Raw genomic sequence first — 19,552 nt, 5'->3', positions numbered from 1 at the left:
TACATAAATAATGTCCAGTCTCTGAAACCAGAAACTCTTCATCCTGGCCACACTGAGAGCAAATTGGCAGATCCTGCATACTGTTTCCAATACCTCTATTTATGAATACAGACAGTAACCTGGTTGTTCCAGAGTTACCTGATTATAGTAATTGTACTCTGATTTATTGAGTATCAACTTAATGAATATTTTAGAGGAAACACTAAAATAAAGAATATTGCAGTAAGGCAAGTTTGCAAATACAAAAAATATTGTATAAGGACATAAAAATAGGGTGAAAAAAACCCGCCTTATGGCGGGTTTTATCAATTGTAACCCATTTTATTCGAGTCAGTATTAGAAAGATGTACGCTTGTAACGACGGTATTCGGCATCCCAGAAGTTGTCGTTGATTTTCTCTTTAATACGGTCATCGGTATTCTTTGGCGCTTTACGCTGCTCTACGGCCTTCTTAGCGACAGCAAAAGCGATGTGACGAGAAACATCTTGGATTTCTTCCAATGGTGGAAGCAGTGCACCGTTACCGTCAATCGCCAGTGGAGAGCACTCGGCCAATGCACGGCTACTTTCCATTAGCATTTCATCAGTCACGCGACGGGCACCAACAGCCAGAACGCCTAGCCCGATACCTGGGAAGATATAGCTGTTATTACACTGAGCAATTGGGTATGTCTTGCCGTTGTGAATCACAGGTTCGAACGGAGAGCCTGTGGCTACCAGCGCGTTGCCGTCTGTCCAGCGGATAATATCAGCAGGTGTTGCTTCAACACGACTGGTTGGGTTAGAGAGTGGGAAGATGATTGGGCGTTCGCAGTGTGCATGCATTTCACGAATCACTTCTTCACTAAATAGACCCGGTACGCCAGAAACACCAATCAAAACCGTTGGTTTGGCATTGCGCATTACATCCAGTAGAGAGATGTTGTTATCTTCGGTATCCCATTCATTGATTGTTGAGCGTGTCTGAACCAGCTTCTTCTGGAAGTTAATCAGGTTCGGCATGTCATCAACAAGTAGGCCCCAACGGTCAACCATGAAAACTTGGCTACGCGCCTGCTGATCAGAAATACCTTCTGATACCATCTGGGCGATAATTGCTTCTGCAATACCGCAACCTGCAGAGCCTGCACCAAGGAATGTTACGCGCTGCTCAGACAGCTTGCTGCCGGCCGCTTTACATGCTGCCAATAGTGAACCGACAGTAACGGCTGCCGTACCTTGGATATCATCGTTGAAGCAGCAGACCTTGTTTTTGTAGCGCTCAAGTAGCGGCATGGCGTTTTTCTGGGCGAAGTCTTCAAATTGGATAAGTGCATCAGGCCAGCGCTGTTTAACGGCTTGGATGAACTCGTCAACAAAGTTGTCGTATTCCTGGCCTGAAATACGCGGATGACGCCAGCCCATGTACATAGGATCAGACAGACGCTGAGGGTTGTTCGTGCCCACATCAAGAACAACCGGTAGAGTATATGCTGGGCTGATACCACCACACGCGGTGTACAGCGACAATTTACCAATAGGAATACCCATACCACCGATACCCTGGTCGCCCAAACCAAGAATTCGCTCACCGTCTGTTACGACGATAACTTTTACGTTGTGGCGTGATGCATTGTTTAGCATGTCCTCAATGCGGTCACGGTTAGGATATGAGATAAAAAGACCACGACCACGGCGGTAGATGTTTGAGAAATCTTCACAAGCCGCACCAACAGTCGGGGTGTAGATGATCGGCATCATCTCGGTAATGTGGTTTTCGACCAAACGATAGAATAGGGTTTCGTTAGTATCTTGGATGTTGCGCAAGTAGATGTGCTTATCCATGTCGTTTTCGAATTTCAAAAACTGCTTATAAGCACGCTCTGTTTGTTCTTCAATGGTTTCGATAGCTTCTGGAAGTAAGCCTTCCAGGTTGAAGAACATGCGCTCTTCGACAGAGAATGCACTACCTTTGTTCAGCAGGGGAGTTTCAAGTAACGCAGGGCCAGCGTAAGGGATATAGAGAGGGCGTTTATCGTTATTCATGCAGTAGACTCTGTTTCATTGGTAGTAAAGGAATGGGCTATCGTGTGATTTTCCATTTAGGCGCTAATCGTAGATCTACCTTGCTGATTATTCAAAGGGAAAGCGAAGAAATTTCGAGGGCTAGATCAAGTTTTTGAGGGGTTTTTTACAGTCATTAACACGGTAAAAAATAATTTGTTACGCGGGTGGTGCCTGTGTGTTCCGGTGGTTATTCTTGTGTTCCTTTTGTATGTTGTTTTGTTGCTCGAAATGACGGCTTATACCTATGTTACATTTACACATATTATAATGATGCCATTATGTTATTTATGTATCTATGTTGCGGTAAATGTATCATCGTCGCTGCCGGATTGGTGTTTGTTTGTTTTCTTGTTGTTTTGCTTGGTTGGTGATGAAAAAGGCAGCCTAAAAACATTCATGGCGTCATTATCGTCGTAGCCCAACTGTTTGATCCGATCTAGAACAAAGTTGATAAATTCTTGAGTGACTAAAGATAAGTATTGGCGGGGCGGATGTACAAACCAGCCGAAATTATAGTTTGGTGAGTAGCTATGGATGACTTGTTCGAGTAGTTTTTTTTGTGCGAATAAATTCCCTACTCTTTGCGAAATCAATATCAGACCATGGCCTTGGATAGCGCTTTCGATGAGCAGAGGGACACTGTTAACTGTTAAGTTACTTGTGAGATGGAGTGTTTGACCCTCTTCCAGTGTCAGCTTATTAAATACTTCACCATTACTAAAACGAAACGTGATGAAATTATGTTCAGCGAGTTTATCCAAGGCGTCTGGAGTACCGTTGTTCGATAAGTACTGAGGTGAAGCATATAACCCGTATGGTTCTTCGCGAATTTTGTGTGCAATCAGATTTTCTTCTGTTGGAGTATTCACAACCCTAAATGCGATATCAATGTCATTCTTAATGAGATCCTGTTCATCGTTGGAGCTGATGATTTCAACATTGATGGCGGGGTGCAATTGCATGAACTCCAGGACCAACTTTCCAATATTCATCATGACTGGCGATATCATGACTTTTAACCGACCATCTAGTTCTTTATTTGGGCGTTGTAGCTTGCTAATTGTTTGATTCAGTTCATTAATGAACTTGGTGGATGACTTATAAAAGTCATATCCGGCTGCGGTAAGCGTAATATGGCGGCTATGGCGGTGAAAGAGTTTGATTTGCAGATCACTCTCCAATTGCTTAATGCGGCGGCTGATGTTGGATTTAGGTAAATCCATCCACTTGGCCGTTTCTGTTAGCGAGTTAAACTCAGCTACTTTGTGAAACAGTTTGATGTCTTCAGTCTTCATTTCGTTTTTGGTTTATTTCGTTGCTTCTAGATCTAGTTTATCAAACAACCACAAAGTGATCGTTCTGAATATTGGAACGATACGTTTTAATTTTGCTTGTTTATTGGCTGGTGATAACGCCATATACTCCCGCTCGTTTTATGACACTTTTATGATGGTTTCGGGTGATTGAAAGCAATGAATGATGACTGTAAACATAAGATAGTAGTCAGGGTAAAGAGAAGCTGGTGGCAGCGACTGTTCTTTAGCCAGATTTTCCGTTGCACCTGCTGTAACAAGGTGTTCAAGCTCTGAGCTTGGACAAGAAAAGGATTCGAGAACTCATATCACGGAAAAGTGCCAGTCATCTTAGTAATGTAAGGGACAGGTTTTTAGAAAGTGTTAACCATGAACACTGTAAACCTCCACCCAAAAATAAAAAAAAACGCCCGCATTCATAAAATGGTGGGCGTTTTGGTTTTATCCAAAAGGAAGGATAATTACTTCATCGTCTCAACTTTTTGCTGCAGTGCATCAAGTTGCTGCATCTTGCCTTGTAAACCCATAGATTGGTAGTTAATCGAAGCCGGGTTCATCAATTGGCCTTGCTGCATTGGGTAATCCGGTAGGGTTTTGAAGAAATCACCGATGACGTCTTGGACTGGAACAAACAACCACATGTTGTCGGCCATCCAGCGTAAGTACATCCCCGATTCGTGCGGTGCCTTCTCAAATGGGTCTGCACGCAGGTGAATAATTTGCGGCCAGTTTTGTTCGAAGCGAATGGCGTCAGCAATATTACCTTCCATTACCGCGAAGTTTAGCTTCCAGTCGTGCCAGCGTACCGCATTCAACTCACCGTTGGCCGAGAAGTAAAGCAGGGACTCACGAGGGCCTTTTTCCTCTTTACCTTCAAAGTAAGGCTTGAAGTTGTAGCCATCAATGTGCACTTTCCACTCTTTACCGTTAGCGCTATAGCCGTCAGCCAGTTTTTCTTTCACTTCTGGCACACCGGCTGCTGCCATAAGAGTCGGCAACCAGTCTTGGTGAGCCATCATTTCATTGATGCGAGAGCCTGACTCAATAACACCTGGCCAACGAACTAACTGGGGAACACGCATACCGCCTTCCCATGTTGTTCCTTTCTCGCCATGGAATGGTGTTGCACCGCCATCTGGCCAAGTTGCAGTTTCTGCACCGTTATCGGTTGTGTAGATAACAATGGTGTTATCGGCAATCTTCAGTTCATCCAGCTTATCGAGCAAAATACCGACGTGGTCATCATGTTCTAGCATGCCATCAGCGTAGATACTGATCCCTGATTTACCTTGGTATTTGTCTTGAAGGCGCGTCCATACGTGCATACGCGTGGTGTTGTGCCAGATGAAGAAAGGCTTGTCTGCTTTTACTGCCTTTTCCATGAAGGCCAGCGATGCTTCTAGGAACTCTTCATCAGCATGTTCCATGCGTTTACGGGTCATTGGGCCGGTGTCTTCAATTTTGCCATCTGCGTACGATTTGATCACACCGCGAGGGCCGTATTTTTTGCGGAACTCTGGATCTTTCGGGTAGTAGTAGGTTTCAGGCTCTTCTTCAGCGTTAAGGTGGTAGAGGTTACCGAAGAATTCATCAAAGCCATGGGCAGTCGGTAAATGCTGATCTTGGTCTCCCAAGTGGTTTTTACCAAATTGGGCGGTCATGTAACCTTGTTCTTTTAGTAGATCAGCCACTGTTGGTGCCCAATCAGGGATACCATGTGTGGAGCCTGGCATACCAATGGTCAATAAGCCTGTGCGAAACGGTTCTTGACCGGTAATAAACGATGCGCGGCCTGCGGTACAAGACTGCTGACCGTAGTGGTCGGTAAATAGAGCACCTTCATTAGCGATACGGTCGATATTCGGCGTTTCGTAACCCATCATACCTTGGTTGTACGCACTGATATTCCAATAACCGACATCATCACCGAAAATCGCGAGGATATTTGGCTGGTCCGCTGCTACAGCAGCGCCGGAGGTTGCAAGTACCCCGAAGCCGACAGCCAGCTTACTTACTTGGTTTGCCATAGTAACTCCATTCTAATTTAGAGAGTTTTTTACTCAGCACATAGCGTGCTTATTTGTTTGTTAATGGCTAAGTTTCGGGTAAAGCAAGTAGTTTGTCGCTTTATAGCGGTTATAACCTTTGGTTAAATATGGTCTCTAGTTTGTTGTTTTATATTAACTATTTTCCTTTTGCAATGAGGCTTTATAGGATGAGGGTGTGATCTGCTTCACGCCAGGGTTCGGCGTTTATTTTTCGATTTGAATGTTTGAATGCGCAAAAAAGTACCTAAATCCAGCCTGTAAAAGTCGCGGAACTCTCCATCGTGAGCTATTAATTTTTGTTGCAGGACGCCATTTATTCTTAGTAACTGAGGTTTATATGACAGCGAAAAAAGGCTTTAGAAGTCGAATAATGTTACTTGCAACACTGCTAGCCAGTGTTGCAAGTAATAGTATCGCAGCAGAGAAGCCCAATATTCTGGTTATTTGGGGGGACGACATCGGGCAAACCAATGTCAGTGCCTACACATTTGGGCTGGTGGGCTATCACACACCGAATATAGATAGCATTGCCAAAGAAGGGATGATGTTTACGGATTATTACGCCGAACAATCCTGTACTGCTGGTCGTTCGACATTCATTACCGGACAAACGGTGTTAAGAACAGGGTTGAGTAAAGTCGGTTTGCCCGGTGCTGATTTAGGCCTTCAGGCGGAAGATGCGACTATTGCGGAAATGCTCAAGCCCCTCGGTTATATGACAGGGCAGTTTGGTAAAAATCACCTAGGTGATAAAGACGAACACTTACCCACGAACCATGGTTTTGACGAGTTCTTCGGCAACCTCTATCACCTCAATGCCGAGGAAGAGCCTGAAAATGTCGATTACCCTAAAGATCCAGAGTTCCGCAAGAAGTTCGGTCCTCGTGGTGTGATCAAATCATACGCAGACGGCAAGATTGAAGACACCGGTCCGCTCACTCGTAAGCGTATGGAAACGGTAGATGATGAAACCCTTGAAGCTGCGCTCGACTTCATGGATCGCGCTGTAAAAGCCGAGAAACCATTCTTTGTGTGGTGGAACGCAACCCGTATGCACTTTCGTACCCATGTTAAAGAAGAGAATTCGGGTAAGACAGGCATTAGCTTTTACGCCGACGGTATGGTTGAGCATGATAACCATGTCGGAGCATTATTGAAGAAGGTGGACGATCTTGGTATCAAGGACAACACCATTGTGTTTTATTCCACCGACAATGGCCCGCACATGAATTCTTGGCCTGATGCTGGGTTAACACCTTTCCGTGGTGAGAAGAACACCAACTGGGAAGGGGCGTACCGTGTACCTGCAATGGTGCGCTGGCCGGGTAAAATCAAACCGGGCAGTGTGTCAAATGAAATCATGCATCATATGGACTGGATGCCAACGCTGGTCGCTGCCGCTGGTGATGATCAGATCAAAGAGAAGTTGTTAGAGGGCTATCAAGCTGGCGACAAGAAATTTAAAGTTCACCTAGATGGTTACAATTTCTTGCCTTATCTAACTGGTGAAGTCGATGTCGGCCCTCGTGAGGAAATTTTCTACTTTACCGATGATGGTGACCTGAGTTCACTGCGTTACCATAATTGGAAGATTGTGTTCTTGGAGCAGCGTGCCAAAGGGACATTACAAATCTGGGCTGAACCCTTTATTCCGCTTCGCGTACCGAAGATATTTAACTTAAGAATGGACCCTTATGAGGTGGCTGACATTACCTCAAATACCTATTACGACTGGATGTTAGACCGTGCCTTTATGCTCGTGCCAGCCCAAGCCTACGTTGGTAAGTTCCTTGAAACATTCAAGGAATTCCCGCCAAGACAAAAAGCGGCAAGTTTCTCGCTTGATCAGGTAATGGAAAAGCTCCAGCAACCACAAAACAAATAAGAGGTAGGTGTATCCAAGTGGCATTAAGAGGCTAGTTTTAGCGAGAATTTTGATATCACTTGGATATTGCTTGTATATATAGGGCTCTTCTGAGCCCTTTTTGTCTTTTGTACTCTATCTTTATTTCAAGGACTTAATTCTTCAAGGATGACTATGGCACGATTGATTCAGTCTGGCTGGAGTATGAGCTTATTATTTGGCTTGTTAATCCTTGTATTGGTGAACCAGCCAGTAATGGGACAGACTTCGGTTTATGTGGGGAGTGAAACCTGTGCGGAGTGTCATGCCCAACAAGTTGAAGCTTGGCGAGGCTCGCACCATGAAATGGCAATGAAGCATGCTACACCGCAATCGGTCTTGGGCAATTTTTCTGATCAAACGTTGCCACTTGATAGGAAGCCGGAGGGGAAGGCCAGTCGCTTCTTCAAAAAAGGTGATGAATTCTGGGTCAATATCGCGGGAGCTGATCAAATATTCTCGGATTTTAAAATCAGCTATACCTTTGGTGTATATCCCCTCCAGCAGTACATGGTTGAATTCCCCGATGGCCGGGTCCAGTTAATCCCTTATGCATGGGATTCTCGCCCGCCAGAGCAGGGCGGCCAGCGCTGGTTTAATCTCTATCCAGAAACCACGTCAGTTGATGAGTTCTATTGGACCAACGCCGGTCAGAATTGGAATTTCATGTGTGCCGACTGCCATTCAACCAATCTCACCAAAAATTATGACGCAAAGTCTGATACATACAATACCACTTGGTCTGAAATCAACGTAGGCTGCGAAGCCTGCCATGGTCCGGCAAGTGCTCACCTAGAATATGTTGTGAAAGCCAGTAATAAACACACCACGACGGAATTGAATGACGAGATTCATACAAATACGTTAATGGGCTTTGACCGTGATCTCCGCGTTGCGGTGAAAGAATGGATTGCCCTTGACGGCCATAAAACCCTAAAACCGAAATCGATACAGCCTACTGACCAGCTGCAAACCTGTGCTCAGTGTCATAGTCGGCGAACACAGCTCAATGAATCGAAAGATCATGTTAAAGGGGCCTTTTTAGATAAATACCGCCTGAGCCTGATCACGCCAGAGCTTTATTACCATGACGGTCAAATCTATGATGAAGGTTATGTTTATGGATCGTTTTTGCAATCTCGAATGGCAGAGAAAGGGGTGACGTGTACCAATTGTCATGACCCCCATTCGGCCAAGCTGACGATCCCAGAAGAAGCCGTTTGTAGTCAGTGCCACGTCTCTCCTGAGTATGCATCGAGTCAGCATACACTTCATGAGGTAGATACAGAGGCGGCCAAGTGTACCTCTTGTCACATGCCCGAAACGACCTACATGCAAATTGACCCAAGGCGCGATCATAGCTGGCATGTGCCACGCCCTGATTTAAGTCAGCATATTAAAACACCCAATGTTTGCACCGGATGTCACGAAGATAAAACGGCTCAGTGGGCGCACGAGGTGTTAACGAAGCGTTTCCCCGATTCTACCTATCGCCAACAGCACTTCGGTGTGGCGTTCTATGCCGATAGCATTGGTCATAAAGCGGCACCAGATGCGCTGTCGTATACTGCTCAGGATGCGAGTTTAAGCGATATTATACGTGCGTCGGCACTGACCCGAATGGCTGGCAATACGACTCAGAATACCTTGGTTGCTCTAGCCAGAGCGGTAAAGCATGACAGCGAATTGATGAGGCTGGGTGCCATTGAGGGGTCATCGGGATACGGCTGGCCAGAACGTTGGCAAATCTTATCTCCGCTGCTGAATGATCCTGTCTTGTCGGTGAGGACAGAAACGGCCAGTGTATTAGTCGTTTACTGGCCGCAGATGAGTTTGCTGCAAAGAGATAGACTCAATAAGCCTCTTCGAGAGTATATCGAAATACAGCAATTTAATGCAGACCGAGGCTTTGGCCGAAGCAACCTTGGTAATGTTTACCGTGCGATGGGAGAAATGGATGAAGCGATTGCATGGTACCAAGGCGCGATCGAGATTGAACCTTATTTCGCCAACAGCTACGTTAATTTAGCCGATCTTTACCGTAGTCAAAACAACGAAAAACGCGCGCTGCAAGTACTACAGCAGGGAATGAAAGCCCAACCGAATAACAGCGCACTGCCTTATAGTGCCGGTTTGGCCTATTTACGTGCTGGCGAGATGCAACAAGCCAATCGCTATTTGAAGCAAGCGGCTGAGATGGCTGTCGAGAACCCTCATTATTGGTATGTATATGGGTTGGCGCTGGAAAAAATAGATGTGCTGGCATCAAGCAAAGCATTGTCTGCAGCATTTCTCATCAGTGGTAACCCGCAACACCTGTATGCCCAATGTGAAGTGTTGGCGCGCAATTATCAGCGTGGTGAAGTGGCTAATGCTTTCGACCGCTGCACCCAACAGCTAGGAAAAATTGTACCGTCTGAGGTGATTAGCCAGTTGAAATTACAGGTTAGTAACTAGTTTTTGCTCCAACTTGTAATGGTCTTTATAACCAATAGTTATCGGCCTTCTCGGTACGATAGTTAAAGAAATTGTAAAATTCCAACGAGGTGAGGGTAAGTCATGAACCAAGCGCAGCAGGCTATTAATCGGCTTATAGAGCAAACAGAGAAAAGTGTGATTGGCCAACGCCATGTCGTGGAAGCGCTGGTTATTGGTTTGCTTGCTAATGGGCATATACTGTTGGAAGGGCTGCCGGGTACCGCGAAAACACGTTCGGTTAAATCATTGGCGAATTTGTTGAGTACAGATTTTGGCCGTATTCAGTTTACCCCTGATCTTTTACCTTCTGATGTTACAGGTACGGAGATTTATCAAGACCTCAATGGTAAGCCTCAGTTACATTTCCAGCCAGGTCCCATTTTTAACAGTATTGTGCTTGCCGATGAAGTAAACCGTGCGCCCGCGAAAGTTCAGGCGGCTTTACTCGAAGCAATGGCTGAAGGGACAATCACCGTCGGTGATACCACCCACCAACTGCCCGAGTTGTTTATGGTGCTAGCGACCCAGAACCCAGTAGAGCAAGAGGGAACCTACCCGTTACCGGAAGCGCAGATGGATCGCTTCATGATGAAAGTGACTGTTGAGTACCCAGAGGATGAGGCCGAACGGGATATCATCCGCTTAGTTCGAAGTGAAGAGCCAGGGGCGGCTGTGAGTGATCAGAATGCAACGAATGGGCAAAATGAAGAGCTGGATAATATCGAGCCGGATATTGTGCTGGAAGCTCGCCGCCAACTGCCAAATGTCACCGTTTCCGATTTGGTCGAACGCTACATTGTTGCGCTAGTCATGGCTACACGTAAGCCTGAGCGTTATCCCGATTCAAATTTAGCAAACTGGATTGAAGTCGGTTCAAGCCCACGAGCGTCTATTGCCCTGGATAAATGTGCTCGCGCCTATGCTTGGCTGCAAGGTCGTGATCATGTCCTTCCAGATGATGTCCGCGCCATGTCACCAATGGTGTTAGGACACCGTTTTACGCTTACCTATGACGCCCTTGCTGATGGCATCAATCATTTAAGGATCGTCGAAGAACTGCTCGACCATGTAGAAATCGGATAACTGGGGGCTTTATGGCAAAGCCAAACATTGCACCTCATTCCACAGGGCTCGATGCCCGAATTTACTGTGATTACTCGCGCTTGGTGCGTCTTCAATCTCAAATCGGTGTGTTTAGCTTATTGCCTCATCTGAAGGCTGGCAGCGTGTTGTCGGGTAGGCACAACTCATTGTTCCGTGGAAGAGGCCTTAATTTTGAGGAATTACGCCATTACCAACTGGGTGATGATATTCGTAATTTGGACTGGAAGGTCACATTGCGCACAGGCAAACCCCATGTGCGAAGCTATACCGAAGAAAAAGACCGAAATGTGATTATTTGCGTTGATCAGCGTAGCCAAATGTTTTTCTCATCAACAGCCGTGATGAAGTCGGTTATTGCAGCTGAAATTGCAGCCATGTGTGGTTGGCGGGTGCTAAAAGATGGTGATCGTGTCGGCTTGGTTATCGCCTCGGCTGAAAAAATCTATCACAGTAAATCCCAGCGCTCACAGCATGCTTTTATGTCCCAGTTAAAGTTATTAGCTCATGCCAATCAGCAACTGAATGTCGAAACCGTCAATAGTGACAGGGTGAGCTTTTCACTGTGGCTGGATCAAATACAACGTATGAAGCTATCTCAGTCGACTATCGTCTTTATAACAGACTGGCGAGATTGTGAGGAGCGCCATCTTGATCAGCTCAAGCAATTGCAAATACATAATGACATATTGGCCGTGCATATTAATGACCCGCTCGAGCAAACCATACCCCGTGAATTGGCCAAGTCAAACTGGGTAGTGGGCGATGGTCAGTTCCAGTTGAGCCTTGATACCACAGAAAAAGTGGATCAGGCCAGCGCAAGTATGGCAAAACGCAGTTTACTGACTCGTCAATCATTGACGCGTTTAATGGCGTTGAAGAGCCTACCGTTCATTGAGCTGGATACCACCGGGGCTCACATCGCCCAGTTTCAACGGCTTGTTGGGAGGTCGTTGCCATGAGCATAGAACATTCACCGCCGAGCACCTACATACTGCGTGAGCTTCATGATGTTACCGTACCCGGCAGCGTCAGTTGGGTGCCACAAACCATTGGTTGGAAAATCGTGCTGGCCGTATTGATTGTTATCGCGGGGTATGTCTGTTACCGATGGTTGCAGCGCTGGTGGCACAATCGTTATCGAGCAGAGGCGATAGCGGCATTGAACCCATTATCGGTTGAATATCCTCAATTTGAAGATGCCTTGTTTTCTGTTCTGAAAATTGTACTGGTGTACTTGGATCCCGCCAATGCCAAGCTATTCAGTACCCCATTTTTACAAAAACTCGATGGGCTAAGCAAAGGCCGTTGTTCTTTTAATGATGAACTAAGCCACAAGTGGGTTGAGTCTTTGGTGAATCCGGCCATTGTCCTTGATGACGGGGAACGTGAGGTTTTACGTCAACGTGCTTTGTTGTGGGTTAAAACGCATCAAGGCAAGCCTATAAAGTCAGCGTCTGTCAGTTTGCGCTTTGCAAAACAGTCGAGCGCGGGCAAAGGACAGGGGGATAATCACCATGTTTAACATCTCGATGATCAATTTGGAGTTTGTACACCCTTGGTGGTTTTTCGCCTTACCTTTCCCCCTGATTGTCTTCTATTTCGTTCCTGCTTACCGCACCAAGCAAAGTGCGATTAAAGTACCATTTTTCAGCCAACTGATTGAAGCCTTGGGGGAAACCCCATCGACAGGAGCAAATCAATTAGCACCATCTTGGTGGCAGCGCATGACGCTGGTGATTTCTTGGGTGCTTATCATTACAGCATTGGCAAAACCGACCATATTGGGCGCACCGCAAGTACGAGAAAATTATGGTCGGGATGTCATGGTGCTGGTTGATCTATCAGGCTCTATGGCAGAGCAAGACTTTACCTCTTCGGCAGGGCAAAAAGTGTCTCGTCTTGAGGCAGTGAAAAGCGTACTGGCTGATTTTGTTACAACACGGCAAGGGGATCGATTAGGGCTTATTTTGTTTGGTGATGCGGCTTTTTTACAGACCCCGTTTACCGCCGATCAAGAGGTGTGGCTTGCGCTTCTTAATCAAACCGATGTCGGTATGGCCGGACAGAGTACTCACCTTGGTGATGCGATGGGATTGGCCATTAAAGTGTTTGAACAAAGTCATCAAGAAAAGGGTGAAGTGGATAGAGAGAAAGTGGCAATCGTACTTACCGATGGCAACGATACCGATAGCTTTGTTGAACCCATTGAAGCGGCCAAGGTAGCCAAAGCCAAAGGAGTACGCATTCATATGATCGCGATGGGAGACCCGCAGACGGTTGGCGAAACAGCATTGGATATGACAACAATCAACCGTGTAGCCAAAGAGTCAGGAGGGCAGGCTTTTGTTGCGCTCGATCGTGAAGCACTTTCGGATGCATATGAGGAAATCGGCAACTTGGAGCCACAACTCTATGAAAGTTCGACTTATCGCCCTAAACAAAGTATTCATCATTATCTCATTGCTGTTGTGGTTGTGATGTATCTTGTTGCCTTTTCGCTGGCGACTCTGGCTCGTCGCAGGCAGCTCAGTGCAGGTGCCGAAGACTTGGAGAGCAACAATGTTTGATAGTCTTAGCCTGCAACAGGTTATCACTCAGTTTCACTTTATTAGGCCGTTGTGGTTACTGGCTTTTATTCCTATGGGGGGCTTGTTCTGGCTGCGTTGGCGGGAAGCCAACCAAGCGGGTTGGAAGGATGTGTTACCCGAACATCTACGTAAGGTGTTGACGATTGGCGAAAAAGGTTGGAGCAGGCAACTTCCTCTGAAGTTGCTGATGGCGATGATTGCTCTTGCTATTTTGGTTTGTGCCGGGCCGACGTGGCAGCGACAAGCTTCGCCATTTGGGGAGGACAAGGCGTCGATGCTGGTCCTTTTTGATAGTAGTGAATCCATGCTGGAGCAAGACTTGCCGCCGAGTCGCTTAGAGCGCTCTAAACAAAAAGTGCGGGAGCTGTTAGCGCTTCGGCAAGGGGGAAGTACCGGTTTGGTTGTATTTGCCGGCTCAGCTCATGTTGCGATGCCGATGACCCAAGATACTAAGGTGTTCGAGCCTATCTTAGCTGCGATCTCGCCCGAGGTTATGCCGGTTGAAGGCAAGTTTGCAGAGCAAGCCTTGCCGTTAATCGATCAGCAACTTCAGGGGCGGCCGGGTTCAACGGTATTACTGGTATCAGATGGGACTAACCCTAATACGATTGCCGCTTTTAAGGCATATTTTGCGGATAAACCCTACCAGTTAATAGTACTTGGTGCGGGTAACCGCAATGTTGTCAGTGATGCCCCTGCGAACTTTGACTCGTTACGTCAGCTGGCAAGCGTTGTGAGTGGGCGATTTATTGAAATAACGGTTGATAATAGCGATGTAGAACGACTCAGCCGCTCTGTTGAGCGTAATATGCAGCTGAACGGCGACTCGGCCATGCCTTGGCAGGACATGGGGTATCAACTATTGCTTCCTATTGCTCTTGTGATGTTGCTTTGGTTTCGTAAAGGCTGGCTGGTGCAGTGGTGCGTTGTGTTTACCCTGACAGGATCTTTGTTAGTCGTGCCTACGGTAAAAGCTGACACCGTCGTCGAGACAAAGGCGCAAAATTCTCAGCCTGCTGAAGTAGTGACGACCTGGAGCAGAGCTGTTCAATGGTGGTGGGATTTATGGCTAACGCCTGATCAGCAAGGTCAGCGACTCTTTAATCAAGGAGAGTACCTAGAAGCGGCAAAGCATTTTGTCGACCCCCTAAGAAAGGGTACGGCTTATTACTATGCCAGTGAGTATCAGCAAGCTCACCGCGCTTTTTTGCAAATGGACAACGACTTTGGTTTGTACAATGGCGCTAGCGCGTTGGCGAGACAGCGAGAGTATCTAGCGGCCAGAGACCTGTTGCAGTCACTCGCGGATAAGGACTCCCTTGCTGAGGACTTGAGACCCAATGTTGAGCACAACCTCAAGGTCATAGGGGGCGTTGTAGAAGAAATCAATCGTACCAGTGAAAGCCAGGCTGGAACCACCGATGGCCCGGAAGAGTCGTTCGAATTAAGCGATGACAAACCACGGACGGCCGATGGGGCTGATGAAAAAACAGCGGCAGAATTAATGATTAAGGACACTCTTAATGCCAATGAAATTTTGGGCAGCAATGAACTGGCAGATAAGTGGTTGAAACGGGTCGAGGCGGATCCAAAATATTTTCTACGCGCTAAGTTCCAGATCCAGCTCAATGAGTCAAATAATGCAACTGTGTCGAATAGTGCAAGCGAAGTGGAAGAGGCGCAGCAATGAAGTCACTCTTTTCATTTATTATGTTCAAGCCGTGGCCCAAGCGCTGTATTCATGTCGCTCTGTGCCTATTGGTTATATGGGCTGGTTCAAGCAGTCATTTGAGTTACGCTGTCACTATTTCGGATTTACAACGCAGCAATGATGTAGAGGTGAAGTCTTGGTTGGGTGTCTCAGAGGCGAATACCGGTTCCGATACAGATCAGAACCAAACGCCTAGCTATAGTGTTAACCAGCAAGTGATACTTTATGTTGAAGTCGCCACTCCGCGCTGGTTCACTGGTGGTACTCGAATAGAGGCGGCAGAAATACCGAATGTCATCGCTAAGCAGCGTAATCAGCTGGCGACCAATTACACAGAGAGAAAAGAGGGCGTTACTTGGTCTAGACAACGGTGGGAAATCACCTTGTACCCGGTAACATCGGGCTCATACTCTATTCCACCATTGGCGGTGAATGTGCAAGTGTCAGCACCTGACGGGACAAATGTATCAGGCACTCTGTATACCGAGCCAATGGCCTTTAATGTCAATCTACCTTCAGGTTTAGTGAGTGATCAAATCCCTTGGTTTACTGCATCACATGTGGATATGAAGCAAGAATGGACGTTATCGAGTGACGAGCTGAAAGTTGGTGATGCCATTACCCGTAAAGTGACTATTCAGGCACAAGATAGTCTGTCGATATTATTGCCAAAGCTGCTGAGCAGCGAGTCATCGCCTTACTTTCAAGCTTACTCTCAACCGCATCGTTTAGATGACTCGCAAACAAGAGGGGATTATCAATCTAGCAGGATTGAAGAAACCGTGTATGTGATTCAGCAAGGGGGAGATTTTAGTCTGCCTGAACATCAATTTCAGTGGTGGAATACCCAAAATAACCAACTGGAAACCGTGACCATTGAAGGTCAACATTTCCATGCACGTCATACCTTAGCGTCTTTTGTGAAAGCTAACCTACATACCTTGATTGCTGTTGTAGTGGCAGCGGTTGTCGCGCTGATGGTTTTCTTTGCTGGGCGACGTTTTTATCGTACGCACCCTAAACCACCATGGCTTCTGTTTTGGCTTGACGTCAGTAGGGGCAACTGGGCACAGGCTAGGGCGCAGCTCTATCGCCATTTACGCCAATCAACTGACAAACTTGAAATGAATAAAGTCGCTAGTGATAGCAATTGGTTGAAAACAAGTGGTCAAATTCAAACTGGCGAAGAAAATAGCAATATATTTAAGAAAATGTGGTGGTTGATCAGTGGCCATAAAAGATTACTTGATAAGCTGACGTTTCCTAAAGCGCTATCTAAGCTAGATAACGCTCACAAGTCACAAAAATAGGCCTTTAACTAATTAAGAAAATAATGCTTATTATTGGATCTATAAAAATAAGAAATGGCTCAAAAGATGAAAAGTACAGACCTTAATCTCATACCTATATTTGTTGCTGTGTTTGAGGAGCAAAGTCTATCTAAAGCCGCCGTGCGGATGGAAGTCAGCCAACCTGCGGTGAGTAAGGGACTAAAACGCCTTCGTGACATTTATGACGACCCGCTGTTTCACCGTAATGCAAGCGGGGTAGAGCCGACAGCGTTTGCCAGCGATATCTATCCGGCTTTGGCTGCTTCTTTGAAGAACTTCAGTTCAACCTTGTCGGCATCACGAGAGTTTGATCCTAAAACATCGAAGCGGATATTTTCTATCGCCTGTGTGTCGGTGGCGAGTTACAGCGTTATCCCGGCTTTGATTGAGCAGGTACGTAAGGAAGCGCCGAATATTGCTTTCGAGATCCACCCTTTGTTTACCGAAGATATGGAGGCGGATTTACGGTTGCAGCGATACGATTTAGTCATAGATTTGCCGCCGCGTGGGCGTAGCCTGCTTAAATCTCAAGTCCTTTATTCAGAGGAACTCAGTGTGGTGTGCTGTAAGCATCATCCTCGTTTTACCGACTCGATCACTGTTGAAGAGTTTCTTAATGAGGATCATGTGGTGGTGTCCCGCTGGCATGCGCGCGGCAGTTTATTAAATGCCGAGGATATACCTGAACTTGATCAACGAAATATCGTTGTCCGTGCGCCTGGTGCGGTAGAAATGATGCCTATCATTGCTGGATCTAACATGATTGGCATTTTGCCAAAATCCACTATCAATGATTTTTCTGATCAATATGCGATCAAAGCGTTGCCATTACCATTTGGCCAAGATGTTTATGACCTGTGTGCTATTTGGCACCCGAGCCGAACCTCCGAAACCGGTCACCGTTGGCTGCGGCAATTATTGTTTAAAGTCGTCAAAGAAAGTTAGGTTTCACTTCATTTATAGGCCATCGTTACTGATGGCCTACTGCTATATATAGCCTTATATAGATTGCAACACTTAGCGGGAAGGTAGCGGGGGCTGTAAGATGCGACCCATTTGAAAAGTAAAATGTTATTTACGATTTTATCTTTCTCGGTATTGCTTTCGAGTTATACAATGACTTAATACCTCGAAAGATAATCGCCTTGTCTGCTCATGTCCTGGTTGAATAAAAAAATAATGGATGAGTACTGGTAGATTATATGTGTGTTTTATGAAACATATATGACTCGAAAAGCTTGTAGAGATTATAATTTAGCCCCATTCGCTGGGGCTAAATTATCACTATGTAGTGTTAACGATTTCCCTCTAGTTCTACCAACACTTTCCCGGTTGCTCCGCTTGGCAAGGTGATACCCAGTGCATTCGATAAGGTCGGGGCTATATCATAAGGAGTAATGTCTCGTGTGACTTTATTGGCTTTAATCCCATTACCGGCAAAAATAACCGGCACATGGGTATCGTAGCGCCATGGTGAGCCATGAGTCGAAGCGATGGTTAGGCCATCCATATCATTAATATAAGTACGAGGCGCAAATACCAAGTAAATATCACCAGATCGCTGCGGGTGATGGTTATTCTTCACCAGTTGCATCAAACGGGTATCTGGAAGATTGTTTTGCATGATGTCGGTACTGGTGACCGCATGATTAATTCCCTTGATTATCTCGGCCTCATCTGCAACCACACGTTGTACTGCTTCGAGTGAGACGCCCTTTGCTTTTATAACGTCATGATTGAGGTAAATGTAAGGTTGTGCATATAAGCGAATGGCATCTTTGTTTAAGCCAAATTCTTTGTTTAAACGGCTGAGCAATTGCTCGCTGATAATCGTATCTTTGTTGAAGTACTTCGCGGTGTTGTAACCCAGCGCATTCACGGTAGGTGCCGCTTCCGGTACGCCGTGATCCGCTGATAACACGATAAGGGTGTTATCCAGACCAACTTGCTTTTCAACATTGGCTAAGAGGTTGGCCAGCGTCTGATCTAAGCGGATCAAGTTATCTTCAGCCTCTAAGCTGGATGGGCCGTACATGTGAATCACATAGTCATTGGATGAGAAGCTGACGGCTAGATAGTCGGTGAATTTACTCTGGCCGAGTTTTTCTTGTTCAATAAGTGCAGAAGCAAAGTCAGCGGTTAGTTCATCTCCTGCTGGGCTTAGCGTCAGCATCGTGCTGAAGTACTGAAAGCTTGATGGACCATAAGGGTGAGGGAAACTACGCTTAAACCCAGCAAGGTCGACCTTATGTTCTTGTGGGCCTTCTTTAAGGGTGTAATTATCCCTTTCTAAACTGAGGTCCCATCTCTGCTTGCTGTAGCGGGAAGGGTAATCCTCGGCATTCCAGGCGGTAACCCAAGCCGGGTATTCCTGATAATAGTAGTTACTGGTAACGAATTCCGACTGGGCTTTAGAGAACCAGAAGGCTTTGCCGGACTGACCAGCCAACGAAATGGCCCCCCGATCTTTGACCGAGACAGAAAAGATTTTTGCTTCGCCATTACTGGCAACGGCTAGCTCGTCACTAAAGGTGGTTGATAGAATCGGTACCGGTGAGCGGCCATCAAGCTTGGCGGTCCTTTGAGTCGGATCGATTTCTGTGGATTGGTTAACACCTGCGCCTTGGGTCAGCATGGCATAGTCACCATCCTCGACGTTATAGACTAGTCTTTCCTTTTGGCGGTCATACCAAACGTTACCGACCATGCCGTGCACACTCGGTGGCGCGCCAGTTGCGAGGGATACATGACCAACAATCGTTTCGGTATTACCATGCTGGTAATGGGCATTGGTGTAATAAGTACCTTCATCCATTAAATAACGGAAACCTTTATCGCCGAAGTTGTGCTTATAGCGCTCTAGCAAATCACCACGCAGACCGTCGACGGTAATTTGCAAAACCAGTTTTGGCGTTGTTGGTGGTGCTGCAACGGTATTTGCGGCGAGTAAACTTAAGCTAAGACATAACAGGCGGGGTACTGTTGCTATCTTCATTGATAGAAGCTCCGTTTTATGGATAAAGAACACTT

Annotated in this window: 13 protein-coding genes; 9 read left to right on the top strand and 4 right to left on the bottom strand. The window is 46.3% G+C overall.

The features are described from left to right. Positions 1 to 336: 336 nt before the first annotated feature. The 3 genes from C9I99_RS06765 to C9I99_RS06755 all read right to left on the bottom strand — a co-directional run bounded on the left by C9I99_RS06765 (position 337) and on the right by C9I99_RS06755 (position 5,386). Positions 337 to 2,025 (bottom strand): NAD-dependent malic enzyme, encoded by a 1,689-nt coding sequence (locus C9I99_RS06765; protein WP_107348114.1) that lies wholly within the window; start codon positions 2,023 to 2,025, stop codon positions 337 to 339. A 314-nt stretch (positions 2,026 to 2,339) separates the two neighbouring features. Then, the gene (locus tag C9I99_RS06760; protein ID WP_107348113.1) at positions 2,340 to 3,341 is read right to left on the bottom strand and encodes a LysR family transcriptional regulator; all 1,002 of its coding nucleotides are present in this window, start codon (positions 3,339 to 3,341) and stop codon (positions 2,340 to 2,342) included. A gap of 479 nt (positions 3,342 to 3,820) precedes the next feature. Beyond that, positions 3,821 to 5,386 carry an arylsulfatase gene (locus tag C9I99_RS06755; RefSeq protein WP_107348112.1) on the bottom strand — a complete coding sequence of 522 codons (1,566 nt, stop codon included), beginning with the start codon at positions 5,384 to 5,386 and terminating at the stop codon, positions 3,821 to 3,823. Positions 5,387 to 5,744: 358 nt separating this feature from the next. On the opposite strand from C9I99_RS06755, the gene C9I99_RS06750 reads away from it, so the two are divergent. The 9 genes from C9I99_RS06750 (at position 5,745) to C9I99_RS06710 (ending at position 17,467) form a co-directional block, all read left to right on the top strand. Further along, positions 5,745 to 7,292 (top strand): arylsulfatase, encoded by a 1,548-nt coding sequence (locus C9I99_RS06750; RefSeq protein ID WP_107348111.1) that lies wholly within the window; start codon positions 5,745 to 5,747, stop codon positions 7,290 to 7,292. Positions 7,293 to 7,526: 234 nt separating this feature from the next. Further along, positions 7,527 to 9,767 (top strand): tetratricopeptide repeat protein, encoded by a 2,241-nt coding sequence (locus C9I99_RS06745; RefSeq protein ID WP_420849223.1) that lies wholly within the window; start codon positions 7,527 to 7,529, stop codon positions 9,765 to 9,767. Between the two features lie 102 nt (positions 9,768 to 9,869). Next, positions 9,870 to 10,871, top strand: coding sequence for an AAA family ATPase (locus C9I99_RS06740; protein ID WP_107348109.1), 1,002 nt, complete (start codon positions 9,870 to 9,872; stop codon positions 10,869 to 10,871). Between the two features lie 11 nt (positions 10,872 to 10,882). Continuing rightward, on the top strand, positions 10,883 to 11,851 hold the full coding sequence (locus C9I99_RS06735; protein ID WP_107348108.1) for a DUF58 domain-containing protein: 969 nt from the start codon (positions 10,883 to 10,885) through the stop codon (positions 11,849 to 11,851). Further along, the gene (locus C9I99_RS06730; protein WP_107348107.1) at positions 11,848 to 12,414 is read left to right on the top strand and encodes a DUF4381 domain-containing protein; all 567 of its coding nucleotides are present in this window, start codon (positions 11,848 to 11,850) and stop codon (positions 12,412 to 12,414) included. The genes C9I99_RS06735 and C9I99_RS06730 overlap by 4 nt, the downstream gene beginning before the upstream one ends. After that, positions 12,407 to 13,459, top strand: a complete 1,053-nt coding sequence (locus C9I99_RS06725) for a vWA domain-containing protein (protein WP_107348106.1) — start codon at positions 12,407 to 12,409, stop codon at positions 13,457 to 13,459. Before C9I99_RS06730 ends, C9I99_RS06725 begins: the two co-directional genes overlap by 8 nt. Then, positions 13,452 to 15,170: a vWA domain-containing protein gene (locus tag C9I99_RS06720; protein WP_107348105.1), complete on the top strand. Its 1,719-nt coding sequence runs from the start codon at positions 13,452 to 13,454 to the stop codon at positions 15,168 to 15,170. Before C9I99_RS06725 ends, C9I99_RS06720 begins: the two co-directional genes overlap by 8 nt. 20 nt (positions 15,171 to 15,190) lie before the next feature. Then, on the top strand, positions 15,191 to 16,501 hold the full coding sequence (locus C9I99_RS06715) for a BatD family protein (protein WP_107348521.1): 1,311 nt from the start codon (positions 15,191 to 15,193) through the stop codon (positions 16,499 to 16,501). A 66-nt stretch (positions 16,502 to 16,567) separates the two neighbouring features. Continuing rightward, positions 16,568 to 17,467 carry a LysR family transcriptional regulator gene (locus C9I99_RS06710; protein ID WP_107348104.1) on the top strand — a complete coding sequence of 300 codons (900 nt, stop codon included), beginning with the start codon at positions 16,568 to 16,570 and terminating at the stop codon, positions 17,465 to 17,467. Positions 17,468 to 17,816: 349 nt separating this feature from the next. On the opposite strand, the gene C9I99_RS06705 is transcribed toward C9I99_RS06710, so the two are convergent. Continuing rightward, the gene (locus C9I99_RS06705; protein WP_107348103.1) at positions 17,817 to 19,517 is read right to left on the bottom strand and encodes an alkaline phosphatase family protein; all 1,701 of its coding nucleotides are present in this window, start codon (positions 19,515 to 19,517) and stop codon (positions 17,817 to 17,819) included. Positions 19,518 to 19,552 lie beyond the last annotated feature (35 nt).

The organism is Photobacterium lutimaris, from assembly GCF_003025555.1.
GTDB lineage: Bacteria > Pseudomonadota > Gammaproteobacteria > Enterobacterales > Vibrionaceae > Photobacterium > Photobacterium lutimaris.
This window is presented reverse-complemented; position numbering and strand designations above follow the sequence as displayed.